This is a genomic window from Leifsonia aquatica (assembly GCF_014190775.1).
GTDB lineage: Bacteria > Actinomycetota > Actinomycetes > Actinomycetales > Microbacteriaceae > Leifsonia > Leifsonia aquatica.
On record NZ_JACHVP010000005.1, the window covers coordinates 14,029 to 32,268 of the forward strand.

Below are 18,240 nucleotides of genomic sequence, written 5' to 3' on the forward strand. Positions count from 1 at the left end.
GCTCAGCGCGCGCCGTACGTGACGTGCCCGGCCCCGCAGGCTGCGACGGGGTCGCCCTGCCAGCCGGGCGGCACTGGATAGAGGGCGTCGCAGACGCCCGTCCCCACGTAGACGCTGGCGTAGTCCGCGTCGGCCGCGGTCGGCTCGACATCCATCACCGTCAGACGGCCCGGAACGGCCTCGGTCGCTTCCTTCCCACCCGTCAGGACCGTCATCGTCAGCTGGATGGCGCAGGCGCGGACGGTGCCGGGATCGGCCGGGTCGCTGTCCAGGCGCCCGGGGGAGACATCCACGTCGACCACGACCTGCTCGCCGTGCTTCAGCACGATGGTCCGGGCGGGGAAGTAGTCCTTCTTCAGGCCCGCTGCGGTGAACTCGAACGGGCCGGGGTCGCTCTCCTCCGGATAGAAGGTCATGCTCTCCGAGTCGACCCCGGCGCCGCGGCCGGTCACCTGGCGCACCAGCGTCCCGCGGGAGGGAGCCCGGCAGTCGCTGGCGAGGGACATCCCGACGATCCGCACCGGATCCTGCCGGTTGCCTGTCACCGCGAGGGACTCCACCACGTCGCTGGTGACGATGCCGTGCTTGTGGGCGACCAGCCAGGCGTCTGCGTGCCGCACATCCATCGCCGACAGGGTCTTGCGCTCCGCCGCCGACAGGGACTGGCCGACGGGCAGGCTCACGTCGTCCTGCGCCGGCTGCCTGTCCGTGCGCACGGCGACCGGCGGGCCGGAGGTCGTCGCTCCGGCGAACCAGTGCTCGCCCGACTGGACGACTCCGGTGACGACCAGACCGATCACGGCCGCGCCCGCGGTCGCAGCGACCCACACGGCCACGCGCCGCCACGGATGCGGCGTCGCGGCCTGCTCGCGCGGAGGCGCCTTACGCGCCATCTCGTCCCACGGGAACAGGATGCGCCGAAACGCCGCGCGCGGCAAGCGCCGTGCAGAGGACGGACGGGCGGCGTCTGCGGTCCTGCGGTACGTTCGCGGTCGGGCGAGCGGGCGCGGACGTACCGCAGGACCGCAGTCGTGGGGCGAGGACAGACCGCGGTCGCTAGCCTGGGGCGATGTATCTCGAGAAGCTCTTCGGGCTGGACGGCCGGACCGCGCTTGTCACCGGGGGGAGTTCGGGGATCGGCAGAGCCATCGCCGCTGCTCTCGCCGGCGCCGGAGCTCACGTGCTGGTCGCTGCGCGAACCGAGTCCGCCCTCGAGTCGACGGTGGCGGAGATCCGATCCGACGGCGGTTCCGCAGCTGCCATCCGCGCCGACCTCTCCACCCGTGGCGGAGCCCACGCTCTGGCCGATGCCGTCGGCGACGTCGACGTGCTCGTGAACTCCGCCGGCATCAACCTGCGCCCTCCTCTGCCCGAGCTGGACGAGGGGACCTGGGATGCCGTCATGACGGTGAACCTCGACGCCCCGTTCATCCTCGGCCAACGGCTCGCCCCGGGCATGGCGTCGCGCGGGTACGGCCGCTTCATCCACATCAGCTCGCAGCAGGCGCACCGTCCTTTCGCGGCGAGCGGCGCCTACGGCGTCTCCAAGGCGGCCGTGGAAGCGCTGGCGCGATCGCAGGCGGAGGCGTGGTCGGCGCGGGGGATCACGGCGAACGCCCTCATCCCCGGATTCGTGCAGACCCCGTTGAACCGGCGGCTCAGTTCGGATCCCGCGACCGTCGAGGCGCTGGCCGCGCGCACCCTGGTCGGACGGAACGGAATCCCGGAGGACTTCGCGGGTGCAGCGGTGTTCCTCGCCGGCCCCGCCTCCGGGTACGTCACCGGGCAGTCGATCGCCGTCGACGGCGGGTTCTCCGTCCACTAGAGCGGGCGAGATCCTCGCCTGGGAATTTTGTTAGTCAGTATTGACCATCAATCGCGCTGTCCATAGAGTCGTCAGCAGAGCCGGTGCCGCCGGCGGAGACGAAGGAGACAGCGTGAGCCTCGAGCCCTGGGAGATGTCCGCCGGCGAGATCGCGGAGGCGGTGCGGACGGGGTCTCTGACGGCGACCGCGGTGGTCGAAGCGCACCTGCGCAGGATCGACGAGATCAACCCGCGTGTGAACGCGCTCACGGTCGTCTTCGCGGAGCGGGCACTCGCGCTCGCCGCGGACCTCGACCGCCGGATCGCTGCGGGGGAGGACCCGGGTCCGCTCGCCGGCGTCCCCTTCTCCGTCAAGGAGAACATCGACATGACGTGGTCGCCCACGACCGAGGGCGCGACCTTCCTCCAGGGCAACCAGCCGGCGGACGACGCCACGGCCGTCCGGCGCATGCTGGCGGCCGGCGCCATCCCGATCGGCCGGGGGAACATGCCCGACTTCGGTCTGCGCTGGGACACCGACAACGACCTGTTCGGCCGCACCCTCAATCCCTGGGTGCGCTCGCTCGTGCCCGAAGGGTCGAGCGGAGGCGACGCCGTGGCGGTCGCGACCGGGATGGCCGCGATCGGCCTCGGCAACGACTACGGCGGCTCGCTGCGCCTCCCGGCCAACGCCGCGGGCGTGACGGCCCTGCGCACGAGTGCATGGCGCATCCCGGCCCCGGTCGTCGCGCCGGCTCCGGTCCCGCTCTCCCTGCAGCACTTCGCGGTCAACGGACCGATCGCCCGCTCGGCCGCCGACCTCGATCTGGCGTTCGCCGTCGTGCACGGCGCCGACGAGCGCGACCCGCTCTCGATCACGGTGGAGCACCCGCGCTCGTACGACGGGCCGCGCCGGGTCGCGGTGGTCCGCGATCCGCTCGGCTGGGGCGTCGCGCCCTCGGTCGCCGATGCCGTGGAGGCCGCGGCCAGCGCCCTCACGGACGCGGGCTGGCAGGTCGACGAGGTGGAGCCGCCGATGCTGGAGGAGGCGGCGGTGCTCTGGCGGCGCCTCTCGGCGTACGAGATGAAGGGCCTGTTCGCCCCGGGTGCGCTCCCGGCGCCGCTGAGCGACGGAGCCGTCCAGTACTTCCAGGACAACGTGGTCGGCGCCGAGCCGTTCGCGTCGGTCGACGACTACGCCGACGCCTGGGCGAAGCGGGTGCTCATCGCCGCCCTGTGGCACGAGTTCTTCGCCGAGCACCCGATCATCCTCGGCCCCGTCGCGACGGCCGAGCCGTTCCCGATCGGGTACGACCTCGACGGGCCGGAGGCGGCCGATGAGCTGTGGCGACGCCACCGCCTGGTCGTGGCCGTCAACTTCCTCGGTCTGCCGTCCGCCGCCGTGCCCACTCACGTCGCCGACTCCGGCTCGCCCGTCGGCGTGCAGCTGATCGCCGACCGAAACGCCGACCACGTCGCGCTGGCGGCGGCCGCCGACGTCGAGCGCGCGCTCGGTCGCCTGACCCCCACCGCACCGCGATGGTGACGGGGCTCCTGGAGCCGCACCTCGAGTTCGCCTTCGAACTGCGCGTCGAGGTGGGTGAGCCCGTCCGGATCGGCGGCGAGGGAGGCGAGGACCGCAACTTCACGCCGATCACCGGCGGTGTCGTCGAGGGGCCTCGGCTGCGGGGCCGGGTCGTCCCAGGCGGCGGCGACTGGTGGATCACCCGGGGCGAGACCACCTTCCTCGACGCCCGCTATCTGCTGGAGGCCGACGACGGAGCCACGATCGACATCGTCAACCGGGGATACTTCTGGCTCGCCGATCCGGGATACGCGGCGGCGTTCGAGGCGCGCGAGCACATCCCGGAGGAGGCCCTCTACTACCGGACGGCCCCGGTGTTCTCGACGGCGGCGCCGGAGCACGCGTGGCTCGGCCGGCACCAGTTCGTCGGGATGGCGCGGCCCGGACCCGATCGCGTCGACATCCGCGTCTTCGTCCTGAGCTGACCGGGCGACCGCCGCGGGGCGGACCTCCCGGGTCAGTGCTCGAGCAGCCGCTCGCCGTTCTGCCGCACGATGGCGTCGAAGTTCGTCGCGGGGTCGAGGTCGCTCATGGCGGCGTTGCCGATGGCCAGGGCCAGGAGGGCGTACGCCCGCTTCCAGAGCTCGTCCGTGTCGGCGTCCGGGTAGTTCGCGACGAGCACCGCGTGGATCTCGCGGCGCAGGGCGGTGTAGCCGTCGAGCATGGCGCCGCGGATGTCGTCGTTCGTCCGTGCCGCGTTCAGCAGCTCCAGGATGACCGAGTTGTCGTCGGTCGGCGCCGAGAACGGCGCGCCGTACAGGTAGTCGAGCATGGTCGGGACGCTGTCCGGCTCGTTCTCGGCGCCGGCGAGCTCGTCGTCCTTGCCGATCTCCCACTGGACGAGGGCGAGGACGAGGTCCTCGCGGTTGCCGACGTAGTGGCGGATGTGGCCGCGGCTCATGCCCGACTCCGCCGACACCTTCTCGAGGGTGAGCCCCGCCAGTCCGACGCGGGCGACGCAGCGCGCGGTCGCCGCCAGGATCTGTTCGCGGCGCTCGGCCTTCACGCTCGGTCTGCCCATGACTCCCCAATCTAGCCGGACGGCATTTCCGGCGGCGACACAAAATCTTTTGTTAGTCAGTATTGACCAAAAACGGTTCTGGCGCTTAGTCTCGGCACAATCCACCACGGCGGTGGTCCCCGGATCCCGTCGTCCGCCGGAACGTCCTCGGCGATTCACCCCCGTTGCGAAACGAAAGGCAGCCCGATGAAACGAGTCCTTGCCATCGCCGGATCCGTCGCCCTGGTGACGACACTGGCCGCGTGTACGACCTCCCCGTCGTCCACCTCCACCCGCTCCGACGGCCTCTACCCGGCCTCCAAGCTGGTCACCACCACGACGGCCGCCACGAAGACGGCCGACAAGGTCACCTGGGCGCTGTCGGCGGGCGAGCCGCCGACGCTCAACCCGATCCAGTCCGGAACGGACTCGTCGTACCTCGTCAACGCGAACCTCTGCGAGAACCTGCTCTCGCTCACCCCCGACTTCGCCGTCGCCCCTGGCCTCGCGACCTCGGCCGACTGGACGGACCCCACGACCTTCACGATCGAGCTGCGGGACGACGTCACCTTCTGGGACGGCGCCCCGATGACCGCCGACGACGTGCTCTACAGCCTGCAGCAGAGCGCGTCGCCCACGACCGGCTCGGTGAACGTCGGCCTGTTCGCCGGCGTCACGTCGATGGCCGCCACCGGAGCGCACGAGGTCACGCTGCACTTCGCGGCGCCGGACTCGCAGTTCCGCAACGCGCTGGCGACGACCGCGGGCGTGGTCTTCGAGAAGGCGTACGCCGAGAAGGCCGGGCAGGCACTCGGCACCTCCTCCGGCGGCCTCATGTGCACCGGCCCGTTCGAGCTGAAGAGCTGGACGCCGGGCAAGAGCATCGTCACCACGGCCAACCCCCACTACTGGAACGGCGCGCCCAAGACCAAGGAGCTCGACTACGTCTTCATCGCCGACAACTCGACGCTGACCAGCGCCCTCCTCTCGGGCGAGGTCGACGGCGCCTACGACGTGCCGACCTCGAGCGCGAAGACCCTGTCGTCCTCGAAGTCCGGCGCCCTGTACTTCGGGCCGAGCACCGGCTCGCTGAGCTTCGGACCCGTCGCCGACAGCGGCCCGGCCGCCGACCCGCGCGTCCGTCAGGCGCTGAACCTCGCCATCGACAAGACGGCGTACGTGAAGACCGTGCTCGGCGGCTACGGCGCCGTGGCCAAGACCTTCAGCCTCCCGCTCACCTTCTCCGGCCTCCCGGACGCGGCGATCTACCAGAAGGGCTACGACGCGCTGCCCGACTACCCGGTCGACCTCGCCAAGGCGAAGAAGCTGATCGCCGAGGCGAAGCCGGAAGCGAAGGACCTCGTCTTCGCCATCCCGGCGGGCAACCAGGAGCTGCTGCAGTCGGCGACCATCGTGCAGGCCGCGGGCAAGAAGCTCGGCCTCACGATCACGATCAAGCAGCTGCAGGCGACCGACTTCGCCGGTCTCTTCTACGACGCCTCCGCCCGGAAGGGCATCGACTTCATCGGGACCATGGGCTACCTCAACGCACCGGGCCCGATCACCAACGCCGCGTTCTTCACGATGCCGCAGCCGCTCGGCCTGTTCAACTGGTCGGGCTACAGCGACCCGGAAGTCACGAAGCACCTGACCGCCGCCATCCAGACGACCGACGCGACGACCGCCGCGAACGAGTTCGTGAAGGCCCAGGCGATCTACGACGAGTCCCAGCCGCTCGTGACCCTCGGCGCGAAGTACTCCTCCGTGTATCTGAGCTCGAAGCTCACCGGCGCCACCGTCTCGTTCGCCTACATCGGCTCGCCGTGGGCGCTCCACCTCGGCGCCGAGTGACGGCCCGATGAACGTCCTCCTCTTCACCGGCAAGCGGCTGCTGGCGCTCGCCGTCACGCTGATCATCGCCAGCGTGCTCATCTTCCTGGCGTTCGCGCTCACCCCGGGCGACCCGGCGGCGGTCCTCGCCGGCGGGTCCCGGCCCGACGCGCAGACGCTGGCGGAGATCCGCCACCAGTTCCACCTGGACGCGCCGCTCTGGCAGCGCTACCTGATCTGGGTGGGCGGCCTGCTCACCGGTGACCTGGGGGAGTCGTTCGTCTATCGCACTCCGGTCGCGGACCTCATCGGTCCGCGGCTGGAGACGACGCTGGTCCTCACGTCGTACGCCGCCCTGCTGATCCTCGTGTTCGGCGTGGGCAGCGGCATCGTCGCCGCCCTCTCAGGGCGCATCGCGGACCGCACGGTCACCATCGCCGGCTCGATCCTGATGGGAGCCCCCACCTTCGTGGTGGCGATGTTCCTCATCTGGCTGTTCTCGCAGCAGCTCGACTGGTTCCCGGTCTACGGATCCGGGACAGGGCTGGCCGACATGCTCTGGCACCTGACGCTGCCCGCCGTCGCGATGAGCTGCGCGTATCTGGCGTTCCTCTCCCGGATCACGCGCAGCGCCATCCGCGGGCAGCTCTACTCGGAGCACGTCGAGACGGCGACGAGCCGGGGCGTCCGCCGGAGCGCGGTGGTGATCCGCCACGTGCTGCGCAACGCGTCGCCCGAGATCCTCGCCGTCTCCGGGATCACGCTGGCCGGGCTGATCGCCTCGACCGCGGTCGCCGAGACGGCCTTCGGGGTCAGCGGGATCGGCTCCCTGCTCGTCCAGGCCGCCGGGCGCAAAGACCTTCCGGTGGTGCTGGTCGTCTCGCTGATCATGGTCGTCGCCTTCGTGGTCATCAACACGGTGGTCGATCTGGTCAACGTGGCCATCGATCCCCGGCTCGCCCAGAGGAGGACCGCATGAGTCTCGCCCAGCTCGCCGGCTCGCGGCGCCTCCCCTTCGTCCGCCGGGCGTCGAGCATCGGCTGGCTCACGATCGCCGCGATCGTGTTCCTCGCCCTGCTCGTGCTCGTGGCGGTGCTCGGTCCGCTGATCGCGCCCTACGACCCGGACGCGGTGGACGTGATGAACGCGCTCGCCGGGCCCTCCGCCGCGCACTGGTTCGGGGTCGACGACACCGGCCGCGACATCTTCTCGCGCGTGCTGGTCGGAGCGCGCCCGACCCTGGTCGGCCCCGCCTGCGTCGTGCTCATCGCGACCGTCGTCGGGACGGCCCTGGCCGTCACCGCCGCGTGGTTCGGCGGCCTGTACGACACGATCGTCTCCCGCGCGATGGACATCGTGTTCGCCTTCCCCGGCATCATCATCGCCATCATCGCGGTCACGATGTTCGGCCCCGGGCTGGTCGCGCCGGTCGTCGCCCTGTCGATCACCTACATCCCGATGATCGCCCGGGTGCTGCGGTCCGCGGCCCTGCGGGAGCGCAACCTGCCCTATGTGGCGGCGCTCCGCGTGCAGGGGATGCCGGCCCGCGCGATCATCGTGCGCCACATCGTCCCGAACCTGATGCCGCTCCTCTTCGTGCAGGCGACGATCGGCTTCGGCTACGCGCTGCTCGATCTCGCCGCGATCTCGTACCTCGGGCTCGGCCTCCAGCCTCCCGCGGCCGACTGGGGCCTCCTCATCGCCCAGGGCCAGCCGGCGATCATCCAGGGCCACCCGCAGCAGTCGCTGATCACGGCGGCCCTCGTCGTCCTCACGGTCATCTCCGTGAACCTGATCGGCGACCGCCTCGCCCAGCACTACGAGATCGGAGAACGATGATGCCGCCGCTGCTCGACGTCCAGGACCTCCGCCTGCGCATCTCCACCGCCTCCGGCGACCGCGAGATCCTGCGCGGTCTGTCGTTCTCCGTCGCACCGGGGGAGGCCGTCGGCATCGTCGGCGAGTCCGGGTCGGGCAAGTCGCTGACGGTGCGCTCCATCATCCGGCTGCTGCCCCGCACGGCGACCCCGAGCGGCCGCGTGCTGTTCGCCGGGAGGGACGTGCTGGACATGACGCCGGACGAGCTGCGCCGGTACCGGTCGCACGACGTCGCGATGATGTTCCAGGACCCCCGCGCGCACATCAACCCGGTGCGCACCATCGGCAGCTTCCTCACGGAGGCACTGGTGCTGGAGCGCGGGGTGCCGCGCCGGGAAGCCGAGCGCCGGGCGGTCGCCGTGCTCGACGAGGTCGGCGTCTCGTCGCCCCAGCGGCGGATGCGGCAGCGGCCCCACGAGCTCTCCGGCGGCCTCCTGCAGCGCGTCATGATCGCCGCCGCGCTGCTCGCCCAGCCCCGGCTGCTCCTCGCCGACGAGATCTCGACCGCGCTCGACGTGACCACGCAGGAGGAGGTGATGGCGATCCTCGACGAGGAGCGCCGCGACCGCGGCCTCGCGATGGTCTTCATCACCCACGACCTCGATCTGGCCGCCGCCGTCTGCGACCGCCTGCTCGTCGTGAAGGACGGGCTGATCGTCGAGTCGCTGACCCCGGGGCGCGAGCACGAGGCACGCGACCCGTATTCGATCTCCCTCATCCAGGCCCGTTCCTGGTACACCGCGTCGACGGGAGCACCCCATGCCTGAGCCGATCCTCGAGGTCGCGGGACTCGTCAAGGACTTCAGCGTGCGACGCGACGCCGGCTGGGGGCGCGAGGACTTCCGCGCCGTCGACGACGTGTCGTTCGCGCTCGCTCCGGGAGGCTCCCTCGCCGTGGTCGGCGAGTCCGGCTCGGGCAAGTCCACCACCGCCCGCATGATCGTCGGGCTGGAGCTCGCGGACGCGGGCCGCCTGCGCGTCGCGGGGGAGGAGTGGGACCCGACGCGCCGGGTGCGCGGAGCGGTGCGACGGCAGCGCGGGTCGCGCATCCAGATGGTGTTCCAGGACCCGTATCAGTCGCTCGACCGCCGGCAGTCCGTCGGGTCGTGCCTCGACGAGGCGCTGCGGCTGCACACCGGTCTCGACCGCGCCGGGCGCGCGTCGCGCGTCGGAGAGCTGCTCGCGCAGGTACGCCTCGACCCCGGTTGCGCGGCGTCGCTGCCCCGCGCGCTGTCGGGAGGCCAGCGGCAGCGTGTCGCGATCGCCCGCTCGCTGGCGGCGCAGCCCGACATCCTGGTGCTCGACGAGGCGGTCGCGTCGCTCGACGTCTCCATCCAGGCACAGGTCCTCGCCCTCCTCGCCGAGCTGCGCGCGCAGACGGGCGTCGCCCTCCTCTTCATCTCGCACGACCTCCCGGTCGTGAGCCAGGTCTGTGACGAGGTGATCGTGATGAAGGACGGCGCGGTCGTCGAGCGCGGACCGGTCGCCGCGGTGCTCGAACGGCCGGAGCACCCGTACACGAAGCGGCTGATCGCGTCCGTCCCGCGCCCCGGCTGGCGCCCGCGCCGGCTGAGCGCCCGCGGCGAGCCGGACGCCGCGCCCGGAGGCGCCCACTCCGCCACCTCCTCCGCACCCGCATCCGATCCACGACGAGAGGCACCCGCCCAGCCATGAGCATCGACTACGAGCGGATCGACGCCGCACCCATCCCGCCGGCGGCCCGCAGCTTCCGGGTGCGGATGCGCGACGGCGTGCACCTGGCCACCGACGTGTACCTGCCGGAGGGCACGGACGCGCCGGGCCCCACCATCCTCATCCGCCTGCCGTACGACAAGGCAGGCGACTACGCCTTCATCCCGCTGGTCGCGGAGTACATGACCGGCCGCGGCTACCGGGTCGTCGCCCAGGATGTGCGCGGCAAGTTCCGCTCGGAGGGGCAGGCGCTGCTGTTCGTCAACGAGGCCGACGACGGCTACGACACCATCGAATGGGTGTCGCGGCAGTCGTGGTCCGACGGGGCCGTGGCGATGTGGGGCGACTCCTACTACGGCTACACCCAGTGGGCCGCCGCTGCGTCCGCGCATCCCGCGCTCAAGGCGATCGCGCCCCGGGTCACCGGCACGCGCCTGGGCGAGTTCCCGACGGCCGAGCCCGGGTCGCGGCGGCGGGATGTGGAGATGGCGATCATCCTGCTCTACCCGCTCACCCACTTCCACTCGCAGGAGACGTACCTCTGGGAGCCGGACTGGTCCGAGCGGCCGTACGTGCGCGACCTCGAGGAGTTCCAGCGCGAGGTGGGCACCCGGTCGGCGTCGTTCGACCTCTGGTACCCGCACCCGGTGATCCTGCCGCGGTTCCGGGACGGGAGCCCGTTCGACGCCCCCGCGGTGCCCGTGCTCAATACCATCGGCTCGTGGGACAACTGCGCGCCGTGGTCGTGGCACGACCACGAGACGATCGCGCGCCGGCCGGCCTGGCGCCAGAACGAGTTCCTGCTGCTCGAGTCGATCGACCACGAGAACTACCCGTTCGGCTACCGCGGAGGCGAGCGCACCCTGGAGGAGACTCGGGAGATGCTCCCGGCCTACCTCGACCCTGCCCTGGAGTTCTTCGACGTGTTCGTGCGCGGCGCGGGTGCGCCGGAGTCGATCCCGCGCGTGCGGTGGAACCTCGCCGGAACGGAGGGCTACCGGCACTCGGCGGTGTGGCCGCCGGCCGGAGCGGCGCCGCGCACGCTGTGGGCGCACGGCGACGGGGCGCTCGCCACGGAAGCCGCGGAGCCGTCCGAAGCGCGCTGGCGGCACGACCCGGACGACCTGGTGCCGTCGTCGGCGCCCGATCCCTTCTCCTTCCTCCTCTCCTCGCCCGACGAGCGCGCGCTCGCGGAACGGCCGGACGTGGTCGGCTTCGTCGGCGACGCGACGGCGACCGACACCGACCTCGCGGGGCCGGTCTCGGTCACGGCGACGGTCGTGAGCACCGGACCCCGCACCGATCTGTTCGCCCGCCTCTACGACGTCGCGCCCGACGGCACGCTGTTCCGCATCGCGCGCGGCCAGACGACCATCGAGCGGGCGGAGGAGCCCCTGACCGTGGCGCTCGACCTGGGCCACGTCGGCTACCGGCTCCGGGCCGGGCACCGCCTCCGCCTCCACCTGCAGAGCAGCGACTTCCCGGAGTTCGTCCCGCAGCCGGGCACTCACGAGTCCGGCTGGACGGCGGTGGAGGTGCGCCCCACCGAGCAGACCGTGCTCCTGGGCGGCCCCCACGGCCTCCGGGTCGACCTGCTGGTGCTCGACGACCCGGGACCGGCCCATCCGCTGATCGCGGAGCGCACGACGACCACGAAGGAGACCGGCCATGGCGCCTGACGAGAACGGCCCGCGACTCGAGTTCGTCTTCGAGGTGCGGGTGGATGTGGAGGAGGGCTGGCACGTCGGCCGCGGCGCCGACGAGCGGCTCTGGTTCACGCCGATCACCGGCGGGACCGTGCACGGGCCGCGCCTCGACGGCGTGGTGCTGGCGGGCGGCGGTGACTGGTCCGTGCAGCGGGGCGGCACGACCGAGCTCGACGCCCGCTACCTGCTGCGCGCCGACGACGGCGCCGTGATCGGCATCCACAACCGCGGCTACTACCGGGCGTCTGCGGAGGTGGAGGCGCGGGTCGCCGCGGGGGAGTCCGTCGACGAGTCGCTCTACTACTTCCGCACCGCGCCCCGGTTCCAGACAGACGCCGCGCAGCACCGCTGGCTGGCGGAGAACCAGTTCGTGGGGCTCGCCCGCGACGAGGAGGGGCAGATCAGGATCCGCTTCTTCCTGGTCCTCTAGTCGATGCGGTACGCGGTGTAGCGGATGCTCTCGGCCTCCCGGGCGCACGATGCGACGAACAGGCGCTTCGTGAGCTCGGGCCGCGCGGCCGACTCGAACGACAGGAACGTGCGGAAGTAATAGGAGGCCGGGTCCACGTCCTCCCCGCGGCCGAGCGCCTGCAGCACCGCGTCGTCGCCGGCGCGGACGCCGGTGGCGCGGACGTAGAGCAGCTCGCCGTCCGCGCTCCGGGCCGAGCAGCGCGCGTCGATCTCGATCGTGCCGTCCGGCCGGATGAGCTGCCAGTCGGCGCCGCCCGGGAGGATGCGGCCCGTGAAGCCGCCGTCGACCGTGCTGCCGTCGACCGTGCTGCCGTCGACCGTGCTGCCGTCGACCGTCCCTCCGACGATCGGCACGACGCGGCGCCGGCCCGCCCCGGTGAGCCCGTGGTCCTCGGCGGCGCCGAGTTCGACGCGCACCTCGAAGGCGGCCTGCAGGGTGGGGACAGGGAGGGGGCGGCTCACAGCCGGGCGTCCGTCCGGGCGACGGCCGGGCTGAGCGACGGCCGGGTGTTGAGCGTCGCCGGGTCGAATCCTGCGGCGCGCTTGTAGCCCGTCGCGATCTCGGTCAGCTCGGCCGGCGAGAGGACGTCCTCGATCCGCTCGAAGCCCTGCGGTGCGCGCTCCCGGGCCAGGACCATCACGCGCTCGGGCCCCTGCTGCCGGGTGAGCTCGAGCAGTGCGGCCGTCGCCGGGCGTCGGCGCTCGTCGTAGGCGGCGAGGGCCGCGTCGACGTCACCGGCGGTGGCGAGTTCGTACGCCAGCGTGCGCGCGTCGATGATGGCCTGCGAGGCGCCGTTGGAGCCGTTCGGGTACATCGCGTGGGCGGCGTCGCCCAGCAGGGTCGAGCGCCCCTCCGTCCAGCGGTCGAGGGGGTTGCGGTCGACCATCGGGTACTCGAGGATCTCGTCGGCGCTCGCGATCACCCCCGGCACGTCGAGCCAGTCGAACGTCCAGTCGCGGAACAGCTCCACGATCGGCGCGGCCGCCACCGGTCGGTTCCAGTCCGCGCCTGCCGGCCGTGTGCCGTCGGTGCGGATCTCGGCGATGAAGTTCACGGTGATCAGGCCGTCGGCGTCCGGCGCGCTCAGCGGGTAGGCGACGAACTTCTGCTCGTCGTCGCCCGCCATGATCATGGTGCGCCCGTCGAGGAAGGCGGGGACGCGTGCCGTCCCGCGCCAGAGGATGAGCCCGTTCCACACCGGCTCGCCCTCCTCGGGGTGCCGTCGCCGGCGGACCGCCGAGTTGATGCCGTCCGCGGCCACGAACACGTCGGCGTCGACCTCCACCGGGGAGCCGTCGTGGTGGAAGACCGCGTGCGCGGTCCCGCCGGCGGTCGTGACGGAGCGCACCGAGTGGCCCAGCCGGATCGCGTCCGCACCGAGACGCTCCCGCACCGCGTCGACGAGCAGCATCTGCAGCCGCCCGCGATGCACCGACAGCTGCGGCCAGGAGTATCCCGCCGCCACGCCCCGCGGCTCCGACCAGATCCGCTGACCGAACCGGTTGTGGTAGCTGAGCTCGGCGGGAGCCGTGCCGATCGCGGAGACGGCGTCGGCGAGTCCCAGCTCGGTGAGCTCGCGCATGGCGTGCGGGAGCAGGTTGATCCCGACCCCCAGCGGTCGCAGCTCGGCGACGCGCTCGTACACCTGGATGTCGTCGAACCCCGCCTGCTTCAGGCTGAGCGCGGCGACGAGGCCGCCGATACCGGCTCCGGCGATTGCGATCTTCATCAACGACCTCTCTGTCGGTGGTGGCGCACGGCCACCGGTGATGGCGAGACTAATCAATCCCGCCATTGATAGTCAAGAGCGACTAACAAACCGGCCATGCGAGGATGTCCGCATGCGCACTGGTGAGCTGGATGTCGTGAGCGGTCCCGAACTGCAGTCCCGACCCGCGGTCCCGACGCTGGGCATCCGCGAGACCGTCCCGTTCCGGACGATGCTGTCGAACCGGGACCGCCTGCTCGCCGAGCTGATCGCCTGGCTCGACGAGCACGGTGTGGAGCCGGCGGGTCCCTTCTTCCTGCGGCTCCACGTGGTCGACATGTCCGATCAGATGCAGATCGAGGTCGGTGTCGCGGGCTCGTCCGACGCGACCGACGACCGGGTCCAGGCCGGGGTGCTCCCCGCGGGCGACTACGCCGTGCTGGCCTATCGCGCGAAGTCCATGGCGGCGAACCGTGCGCTGCACGCCTGGGTCCAGGAGCAGGGTCTCCAGTTGGACACCCGGCCGGATCCCGGCGGGGAGGCCTTCGCCTCCCGCTGCGAGATCTACCTGACCGACCCGCGCACCGAGCCGCGGAAGACCCGATGGGTGGTCGAGCTCGCGTTCCTCACGCGCTCGTAGCCGCGCGCGCCGCGCACCGCGCCCCGCTCCCTCGCCGCACCCCGCGACTGCGGTCCCGCGGTACGACCGCGCCCGCTCGCGCAGGCGCAGTCGTACCTCCGCACCGCAGTCGTGGCCGCGCGTCACCCGCGTCCGCTATCGTCTGACAGGACGAAAGCCCGGAGGACCCCGACTGCCCGCGCCCGCGGCGGCTCGAAAGGGCTGGCCGAAAGGACGTGCGCATGCGCATCCGCCCCCGCCTCTGGATCGGCTTCGCGATCTGGGCCGGTTACGTCGTCGTGATCTACCTGGTCACGAAACTCATGGGCGTCCCCTACACCCGCATCGGCGCTTCGGCCGAGGAGACCTGGAAGGGCGCGGTCGTCGATCTCGCGGTCGCGGCGGTGCTGCTGGCGATCACCACGTCGATCCTCGGGTGGTGGCGGCCCGCGCTGTTCGAGCGGAAGCGCTCGCACCACAAGTGGCCGATCTTCGTGCCGATCGTCATGTTCCTCGTGGCGCTCGCGAACATCTTCACGACCGACTGGTCGACGGTCGACGCCTCATTCGTCCTCGCGCTCGTCGCGCTCGGCGTCCTGGTCGGGTTCAACGAGGAGCTCATGGCGCGCGGTCTGGTGCTCACCGCCTTCCGCTCGCGGCTGAACGAGGGCTGGGCGTGGTTCCTCTCGGGCGCGCTCTTCGGTCTCATGCACCTGGTCAACGCCGCGCTGGGGGCGCCGCTCGGCAGCACGCTCGTGCAGGTGCTGATGGCGTTCGCCTCCGGCACCGCGTTCTACATCGTTCGCCGGGTGACCGGCTCCCTGATCTGGGCGATGCTGCTGCACGGCTTGTGGGACGTCTCGGTGTTCGCGGTCGGCCACGCGCCGCTCGGCGTCGCGTACGCCAGCTTCCTCGCACCGGTGGTCGGCGTCCTCGCGCTGGCGGTCGTCTACTGGGTGATCAAGGGGGCGGACGAGAAGACGACGGAGGCGGCGGCGCCGGCCGTGCGGGTGGCCGCGTAACCGATCTGCCCTCTCGACGGGCCTCTCGGCGGACGAGAGGATGGACGCACACCGACGAAGGGACAGCCATGCCGGGATTGCCGGGACGACTTGCGAACGTTCGGATGGACGGCGAGCTGCCGGCCCGGGAGGACGTCGGCACGGTCTTCGACGAACTCGACTATCAGCTGGCGTGCCAGGTCTACCTGTGGGCGCTCCCCGCCGTCTCGTACGCGCAGTGGAAGACGCAGCACTACGACGTGTTCGGTGCGACCAGCAGCGATCTCGTGCGGTATCTCAGCTACCGGGACCGGCTGGGTCTCATCACCGCGAACGCGACGACCCCCTACATCCTGAACTTCTTCGACCTGGCGAGACCGGCCCGCTGGTGATCGAGCTGCCTGCCGGTCCGACAGCGGGCGGCGTCTCCGACTTCTGGCAACGCGAGACGGGCGCCCTCGGCGAGATGGGGCCCGACAAGGGGGAGGGCGGACGCACGCTCGTGCTCGCCCCGGGCGTCGATGTGCCCGACGGTGTCGACCCTGACATCCGGGTGATGCACTCCAGCGGAGTGAACATCATGTTCGGGTTCCGCACCCTGGACCCGGACCCGGCGCGCTCGGAGGCTCTCGTCGATGCCGTGCGGATCTACCCGTACGCGGAACGCGACGATCCGCGCCCGACGCGCATCGTGTCGCCGAACGGACGCGCGTGGACCGGCGATCAGCCCGGGGGCCTCGACTACTGGCGACTCCTGCACGCCTTCTACCAGTCCGAGGTCGTGGACGAGCGCGACCGCTTCTACCTGGCGATGCTGAAGCAGCTGGGGATCGAGAAGGGCAAGCCGTTCGCTCCCGATGCCCGGCTGCAGGGCATCCTCACCGAGGCCTCCGCCGCGGGTGAGCTGATGGCGAAGGCGAACACTTTCGCCAAGCGCTTCGACCAGGGGCCGTACTGGCCGGACCGCCGCTGGGAGCAGGCGATCGTGCTGGACAACTCGGCACAGCGCGGCGATGGATACGACGAACTGCTGGAGCGCGCCTCCTGGTTCTACGAGGCCGTGAGCTTCTCGGAGGCGATGAAGAGCCGCACGCCGGGCGTCGGCCAGGCCTACCTCGGCGCGTACACCGACGGCGCGGGCGACTGGCTCGACGGCGGCGCGGACTACACGCTCCACGTCCCGGCGGACGTGCCGGCGAAGCTCTTCTGGTCGGCGACCGTCTACGACGCCGCCACGCGGTGCCTCATCGACACGGACCAGCAGCGAGGCGACCGCGGGTCGCGCGACGCCGATCTGCAGGTGAACGACGACGGCTCGGTGGACCTGTACTTCGGACCCACCCCGCCGCCGTCGGGGGAGAGCAACTGGGTGAAGACCATCCCCGGCCGGCACTGGTTCTCGTACTTCCGCTTCTACGGGCCGCTCGAGGGGTACTTCGACCGCTCGTGGACGCTCGGCGACATCACCGCGGTCGGTCGTTAAAGGAGGCCCACGAGTCCTGCGCGGGTCCGGCGACCTCCAGCTGCAGCTCGTCGAGATTGCGGAGGTGCGCGGTCGCGTGTGTCCGCGCGGCCTCTGCGATGTGCTGAGCGTCCGCGAGGGAGGTCGCGCCGACGACGAGCTGCGCCGAGCCGTGCAGGCGGTGGCCGACCCAGCGCAGCTGGACGCGGGGCACCGCGGTGACTCCCGCAGTGTCCTCCAGGGCGTGTTCCAGGCGGTCGACGAGGTCGGGCTCGATGCCGTCGAGGAGGCGCCGGCCGATGCTGCGCACGGTGCCCCACAGCAGGACGATGATCGCCGCCGAGATGAGCAGTCCGACGATCGGGTCTGCCAGGGGGAAGCCGAGCATGACGCCGAGCGCGCCCAGGACCACGGCGAGGGAGGTGAAGCCGTCGATGCGCGCGTGCACACCGTCGGCGACGAGGGCGGCCGAGCCGATGCGCTGACCCACGCGGATGCGGTAGATCGCCACGGCCTCGTTGCCCGCGAAGCCGATGACGCCGGCGGCGATCACCCAGCCCAGGTTCTCCAACGGGTGCGGGTGGATGAAGCGGTCGATCGACTGCCAGGCCGCGACGACCGCGGAGAAGGCGACGACGGCGATGATGAACAGCCCGGCCAGGTCTTCGGCCCTGCCGTACCCGTAGGTGTAGCGGCGGGAGGCGGCGCGGCGGCCGAGCACGAACGCCACCCACAGCGGGATGGCTGTCAGGGCATCGGAGAAGTTGTGGACGGTGTCGGCCAGCAGCGCGACGGACCCGCTGATCGCGACGACGACGGCCTGCAGGACGGTGGTGCCGAGCAGTAGGAAGAGGCTGATCTTGAGGGCGCGGACACCCTCGGTGCTCGCCTCGAGCGCGTCGTCGATCGAGTCGGCGGCGTCATGGGAGTGCGGCACGAACAGTTCATGGAGGAAGCCCCGCACCCCGGTCGGGTGGCCGTGGCCGTGGTCGTGCCCGTGGTCGTGCCCGTGGTCGTGGTGGTCGTCGCGGTCGTGCTCGTGGTGCTCGTGCGGGTGCGGATGGCTCACGCCGAGTCCTCGGCGCCGGCGGCCTCTGCGTGGTGGTGCCGCGGGGTGCCGCCGAGCGAGTGCTCCGCCTGGAAGATCGCATCCGTCACCAGTCGACTGGCGTGCTCGTTGCCGAGTCGGTAGAAGACGCGCTGGCCCTCCTGCCGGGTCGCGACAATGCGGGCCAGCCGCAGCTTGGCGAGGTGCTGCGAGACCGCGGCGGGCTGCTTGTCCAGGATGTCGGCGAGATGGTTCACCGACAGCTCGCCGGCGTCCCGCAGGGCGAGGACGATGCGCACGCGCGTCGCGTCGGCGAGCATCCCGAACACCTCGACAGCGAGCTCCACGTATTGGCTGTCCGGAAGACGTCCGCATATCGGCTTATCTGCATCCATACGCAGATTAAACACGGAGAGACGCAGCAACGCAAACGGG

At 71.5% G+C, this 18,240-nt stretch carries 20 protein-coding genes; 14 read left to right on the top strand and 6 right to left on the bottom strand.

The window, feature by feature from the left end; translation table 11 throughout:
• Window positions 1-2: 2 nt before the first annotated feature.
• Window positions 3-893: a hypothetical protein gene (locus tag FHX33_RS18300; protein WP_039923772.1), complete on the bottom strand. Its 891-nt coding sequence runs from the start codon at window positions 891-893 to the stop codon at window positions 3-5.
• Window positions 894-1,069: 176 nt separating this feature from the next.
• Here FHX33_RS18300 and FHX33_RS18305 point away from each other — a divergent pair, with 176 nt between their 5' ends.
• From FHX33_RS18305 to FHX33_RS18315, 3 genes are all read left to right on the top strand, one after another.
• Window positions 1,070-1,825, top strand: coding sequence for an SDR family NAD(P)-dependent oxidoreductase (locus tag FHX33_RS18305; RefSeq protein WP_021765114.1), 756 nt, complete (start codon window positions 1,070-1,072; stop codon window positions 1,823-1,825).
• A 112-nt stretch (window positions 1,826-1,937) separates the two neighbouring features.
• Complete coding sequence (locus FHX33_RS18310; RefSeq protein WP_221209719.1) at window positions 1,938-3,350, top strand: amidase family protein; 1,413 nt, start codon at window positions 1,938-1,940, stop codon at window positions 3,348-3,350.
• Complete coding sequence (locus FHX33_RS18315; protein WP_021764570.1) at window positions 3,344-3,814, top strand: DUF3237 domain-containing protein; 471 nt, start codon at window positions 3,344-3,346, stop codon at window positions 3,812-3,814. The genes FHX33_RS18310 and FHX33_RS18315 overlap by 7 nt, the downstream gene beginning before the upstream one ends.
• Window positions 3,815-3,846: 32 nt before the next feature.
• On the opposite strand, the gene FHX33_RS18320 is transcribed toward FHX33_RS18315, so the two are convergent.
• Window positions 3,847-4,410, bottom strand: a complete 564-nt coding sequence (locus FHX33_RS18320) for a TetR/AcrR family transcriptional regulator (RefSeq protein ID WP_021764569.1) — start codon at window positions 4,408-4,410, stop codon at window positions 3,847-3,849.
• A gap of 186 nt (window positions 4,411-4,596) precedes the next feature.
• On the opposite strand from FHX33_RS18320, the gene FHX33_RS18325 reads away from it, so the two are divergent.
• From FHX33_RS18325 to FHX33_RS18355, 7 genes are read left to right on the top strand one after another with little or no spacing between them, the layout of a single operon-like run.
• Window positions 4,597-6,240, top strand: coding sequence for an ABC transporter substrate-binding protein (locus tag FHX33_RS18325; protein WP_021764568.1), 1,644 nt, complete (start codon window positions 4,597-4,599; stop codon window positions 6,238-6,240).
• Between the two features lie 7 nt (window positions 6,241-6,247).
• Complete coding sequence (locus FHX33_RS18330; RefSeq protein ID WP_021764567.1) at window positions 6,248-7,198, top strand: ABC transporter permease; 951 nt, start codon at window positions 6,248-6,250, stop codon at window positions 7,196-7,198.
• Window positions 7,195-8,058: an ABC transporter permease gene (locus tag FHX33_RS18335; protein ID WP_021764566.1), complete on the top strand. Its 864-nt coding sequence runs from the start codon at window positions 7,195-7,197 to the stop codon at window positions 8,056-8,058. The genes FHX33_RS18330 and FHX33_RS18335 overlap by 4 nt, the downstream gene beginning before the upstream one ends.
• Window positions 8,058-8,864, top strand: coding sequence for an ABC transporter ATP-binding protein (locus tag FHX33_RS18340; protein WP_051337037.1), 807 nt, complete (start codon window positions 8,058-8,060; stop codon window positions 8,862-8,864). Before FHX33_RS18335 ends, FHX33_RS18340 begins: the two co-directional genes overlap by 1 nt.
• Window positions 8,857-9,771, top strand: coding sequence for an ABC transporter ATP-binding protein (locus tag FHX33_RS18345; RefSeq protein WP_183428833.1), 915 nt, complete (start codon window positions 8,857-8,859; stop codon window positions 9,769-9,771). Before FHX33_RS18340 ends, FHX33_RS18345 begins: the two co-directional genes overlap by 8 nt.
• On the top strand, window positions 9,768-11,468 hold the full coding sequence (locus tag FHX33_RS18350) for a CocE/NonD family hydrolase (protein WP_183428834.1): 1,701 nt from the start codon (window positions 9,768-9,770) through the stop codon (window positions 11,466-11,468). The genes FHX33_RS18345 and FHX33_RS18350 overlap by 4 nt, the downstream gene beginning before the upstream one ends.
• On the top strand, window positions 11,458-11,925 hold the full coding sequence (locus tag FHX33_RS18355; protein ID WP_021756919.1) for a DUF3237 domain-containing protein: 468 nt from the start codon (window positions 11,458-11,460) through the stop codon (window positions 11,923-11,925). Before FHX33_RS18350 ends, FHX33_RS18355 begins: the two co-directional genes overlap by 11 nt.
• Here FHX33_RS18355 and FHX33_RS18360 read toward each other — a convergent pair.
• Together FHX33_RS18360 and FHX33_RS18365 are read right to left on the bottom strand one after the other, a co-directional pair.
• A complete protein-coding gene (locus FHX33_RS18360) occupies window positions 11,922-12,428 on the bottom strand; it encodes a DUF3237 family protein (RefSeq protein WP_183428835.1) in 507 nt (168 codons plus the stop codon). The genes FHX33_RS18355 and FHX33_RS18360 overlap by 4 nt on opposite strands.
• Window positions 12,425-13,696 (bottom strand): flavin-dependent oxidoreductase, encoded by a 1,272-nt coding sequence (locus tag FHX33_RS18365; RefSeq protein ID WP_021756914.1) that lies wholly within the window; start codon window positions 13,694-13,696, stop codon window positions 12,425-12,427. The genes FHX33_RS18360 and FHX33_RS18365 overlap by 4 nt, the downstream gene beginning before the upstream one ends.
• A gap of 112 nt (window positions 13,697-13,808) precedes the next feature.
• On the opposite strand from FHX33_RS18365, the gene FHX33_RS18370 reads away from it, so the two are divergent.
• From FHX33_RS18370 to FHX33_RS18380, 4 genes are all read left to right on the top strand, one after another.
• Complete coding sequence (locus FHX33_RS18370; protein ID WP_021756912.1) at window positions 13,809-14,315, top strand: GyrI-like domain-containing protein; 507 nt, start codon at window positions 13,809-13,811, stop codon at window positions 14,313-14,315.
• 221 nt (window positions 14,316-14,536) lie between these two features.
• Entirely contained in the window at window positions 14,537-15,316 is a 780-nt protein-coding gene (locus FHX33_RS18375) for a CPBP family intramembrane glutamic endopeptidase (RefSeq protein WP_021762882.1), read from the top strand.
• Window positions 15,317-15,420: 104 nt separating this feature from the next.
• Window positions 15,421-15,687 (top strand): hypothetical protein, encoded by a 267-nt coding sequence (locus tag FHX33_RS21770; protein WP_021762883.1) that lies wholly within the window; start codon window positions 15,421-15,423, stop codon window positions 15,685-15,687.
• Window positions 15,684-16,778, top strand: a complete 1,095-nt coding sequence (locus FHX33_RS18380; RefSeq protein WP_021762884.1) for a DUF1214 domain-containing protein — start codon at window positions 15,684-15,686, stop codon at window positions 16,776-16,778. The genes FHX33_RS21770 and FHX33_RS18380 overlap by 4 nt, the downstream gene beginning before the upstream one ends.
• On the opposite strand, the gene FHX33_RS18385 is transcribed toward FHX33_RS18380, so the two are convergent.
• A complete protein-coding gene (locus tag FHX33_RS18385; RefSeq protein WP_021762885.1) occupies window positions 16,759-17,826 on the bottom strand; it encodes a cation diffusion facilitator family transporter in 1,068 nt (355 codons plus the stop codon). The genes FHX33_RS18380 and FHX33_RS18385 overlap by 20 nt on opposite strands.
• Entirely contained in the window at window positions 17,823-18,200 is a 378-nt protein-coding gene (locus FHX33_RS18390) for an ArsR/SmtB family transcription factor (RefSeq protein WP_155829010.1), read from the bottom strand. The genes FHX33_RS18385 and FHX33_RS18390 overlap by 4 nt, the downstream gene beginning before the upstream one ends.
• Between the last annotated feature and the right edge of the window lie 40 nt (window positions 18,201-18,240).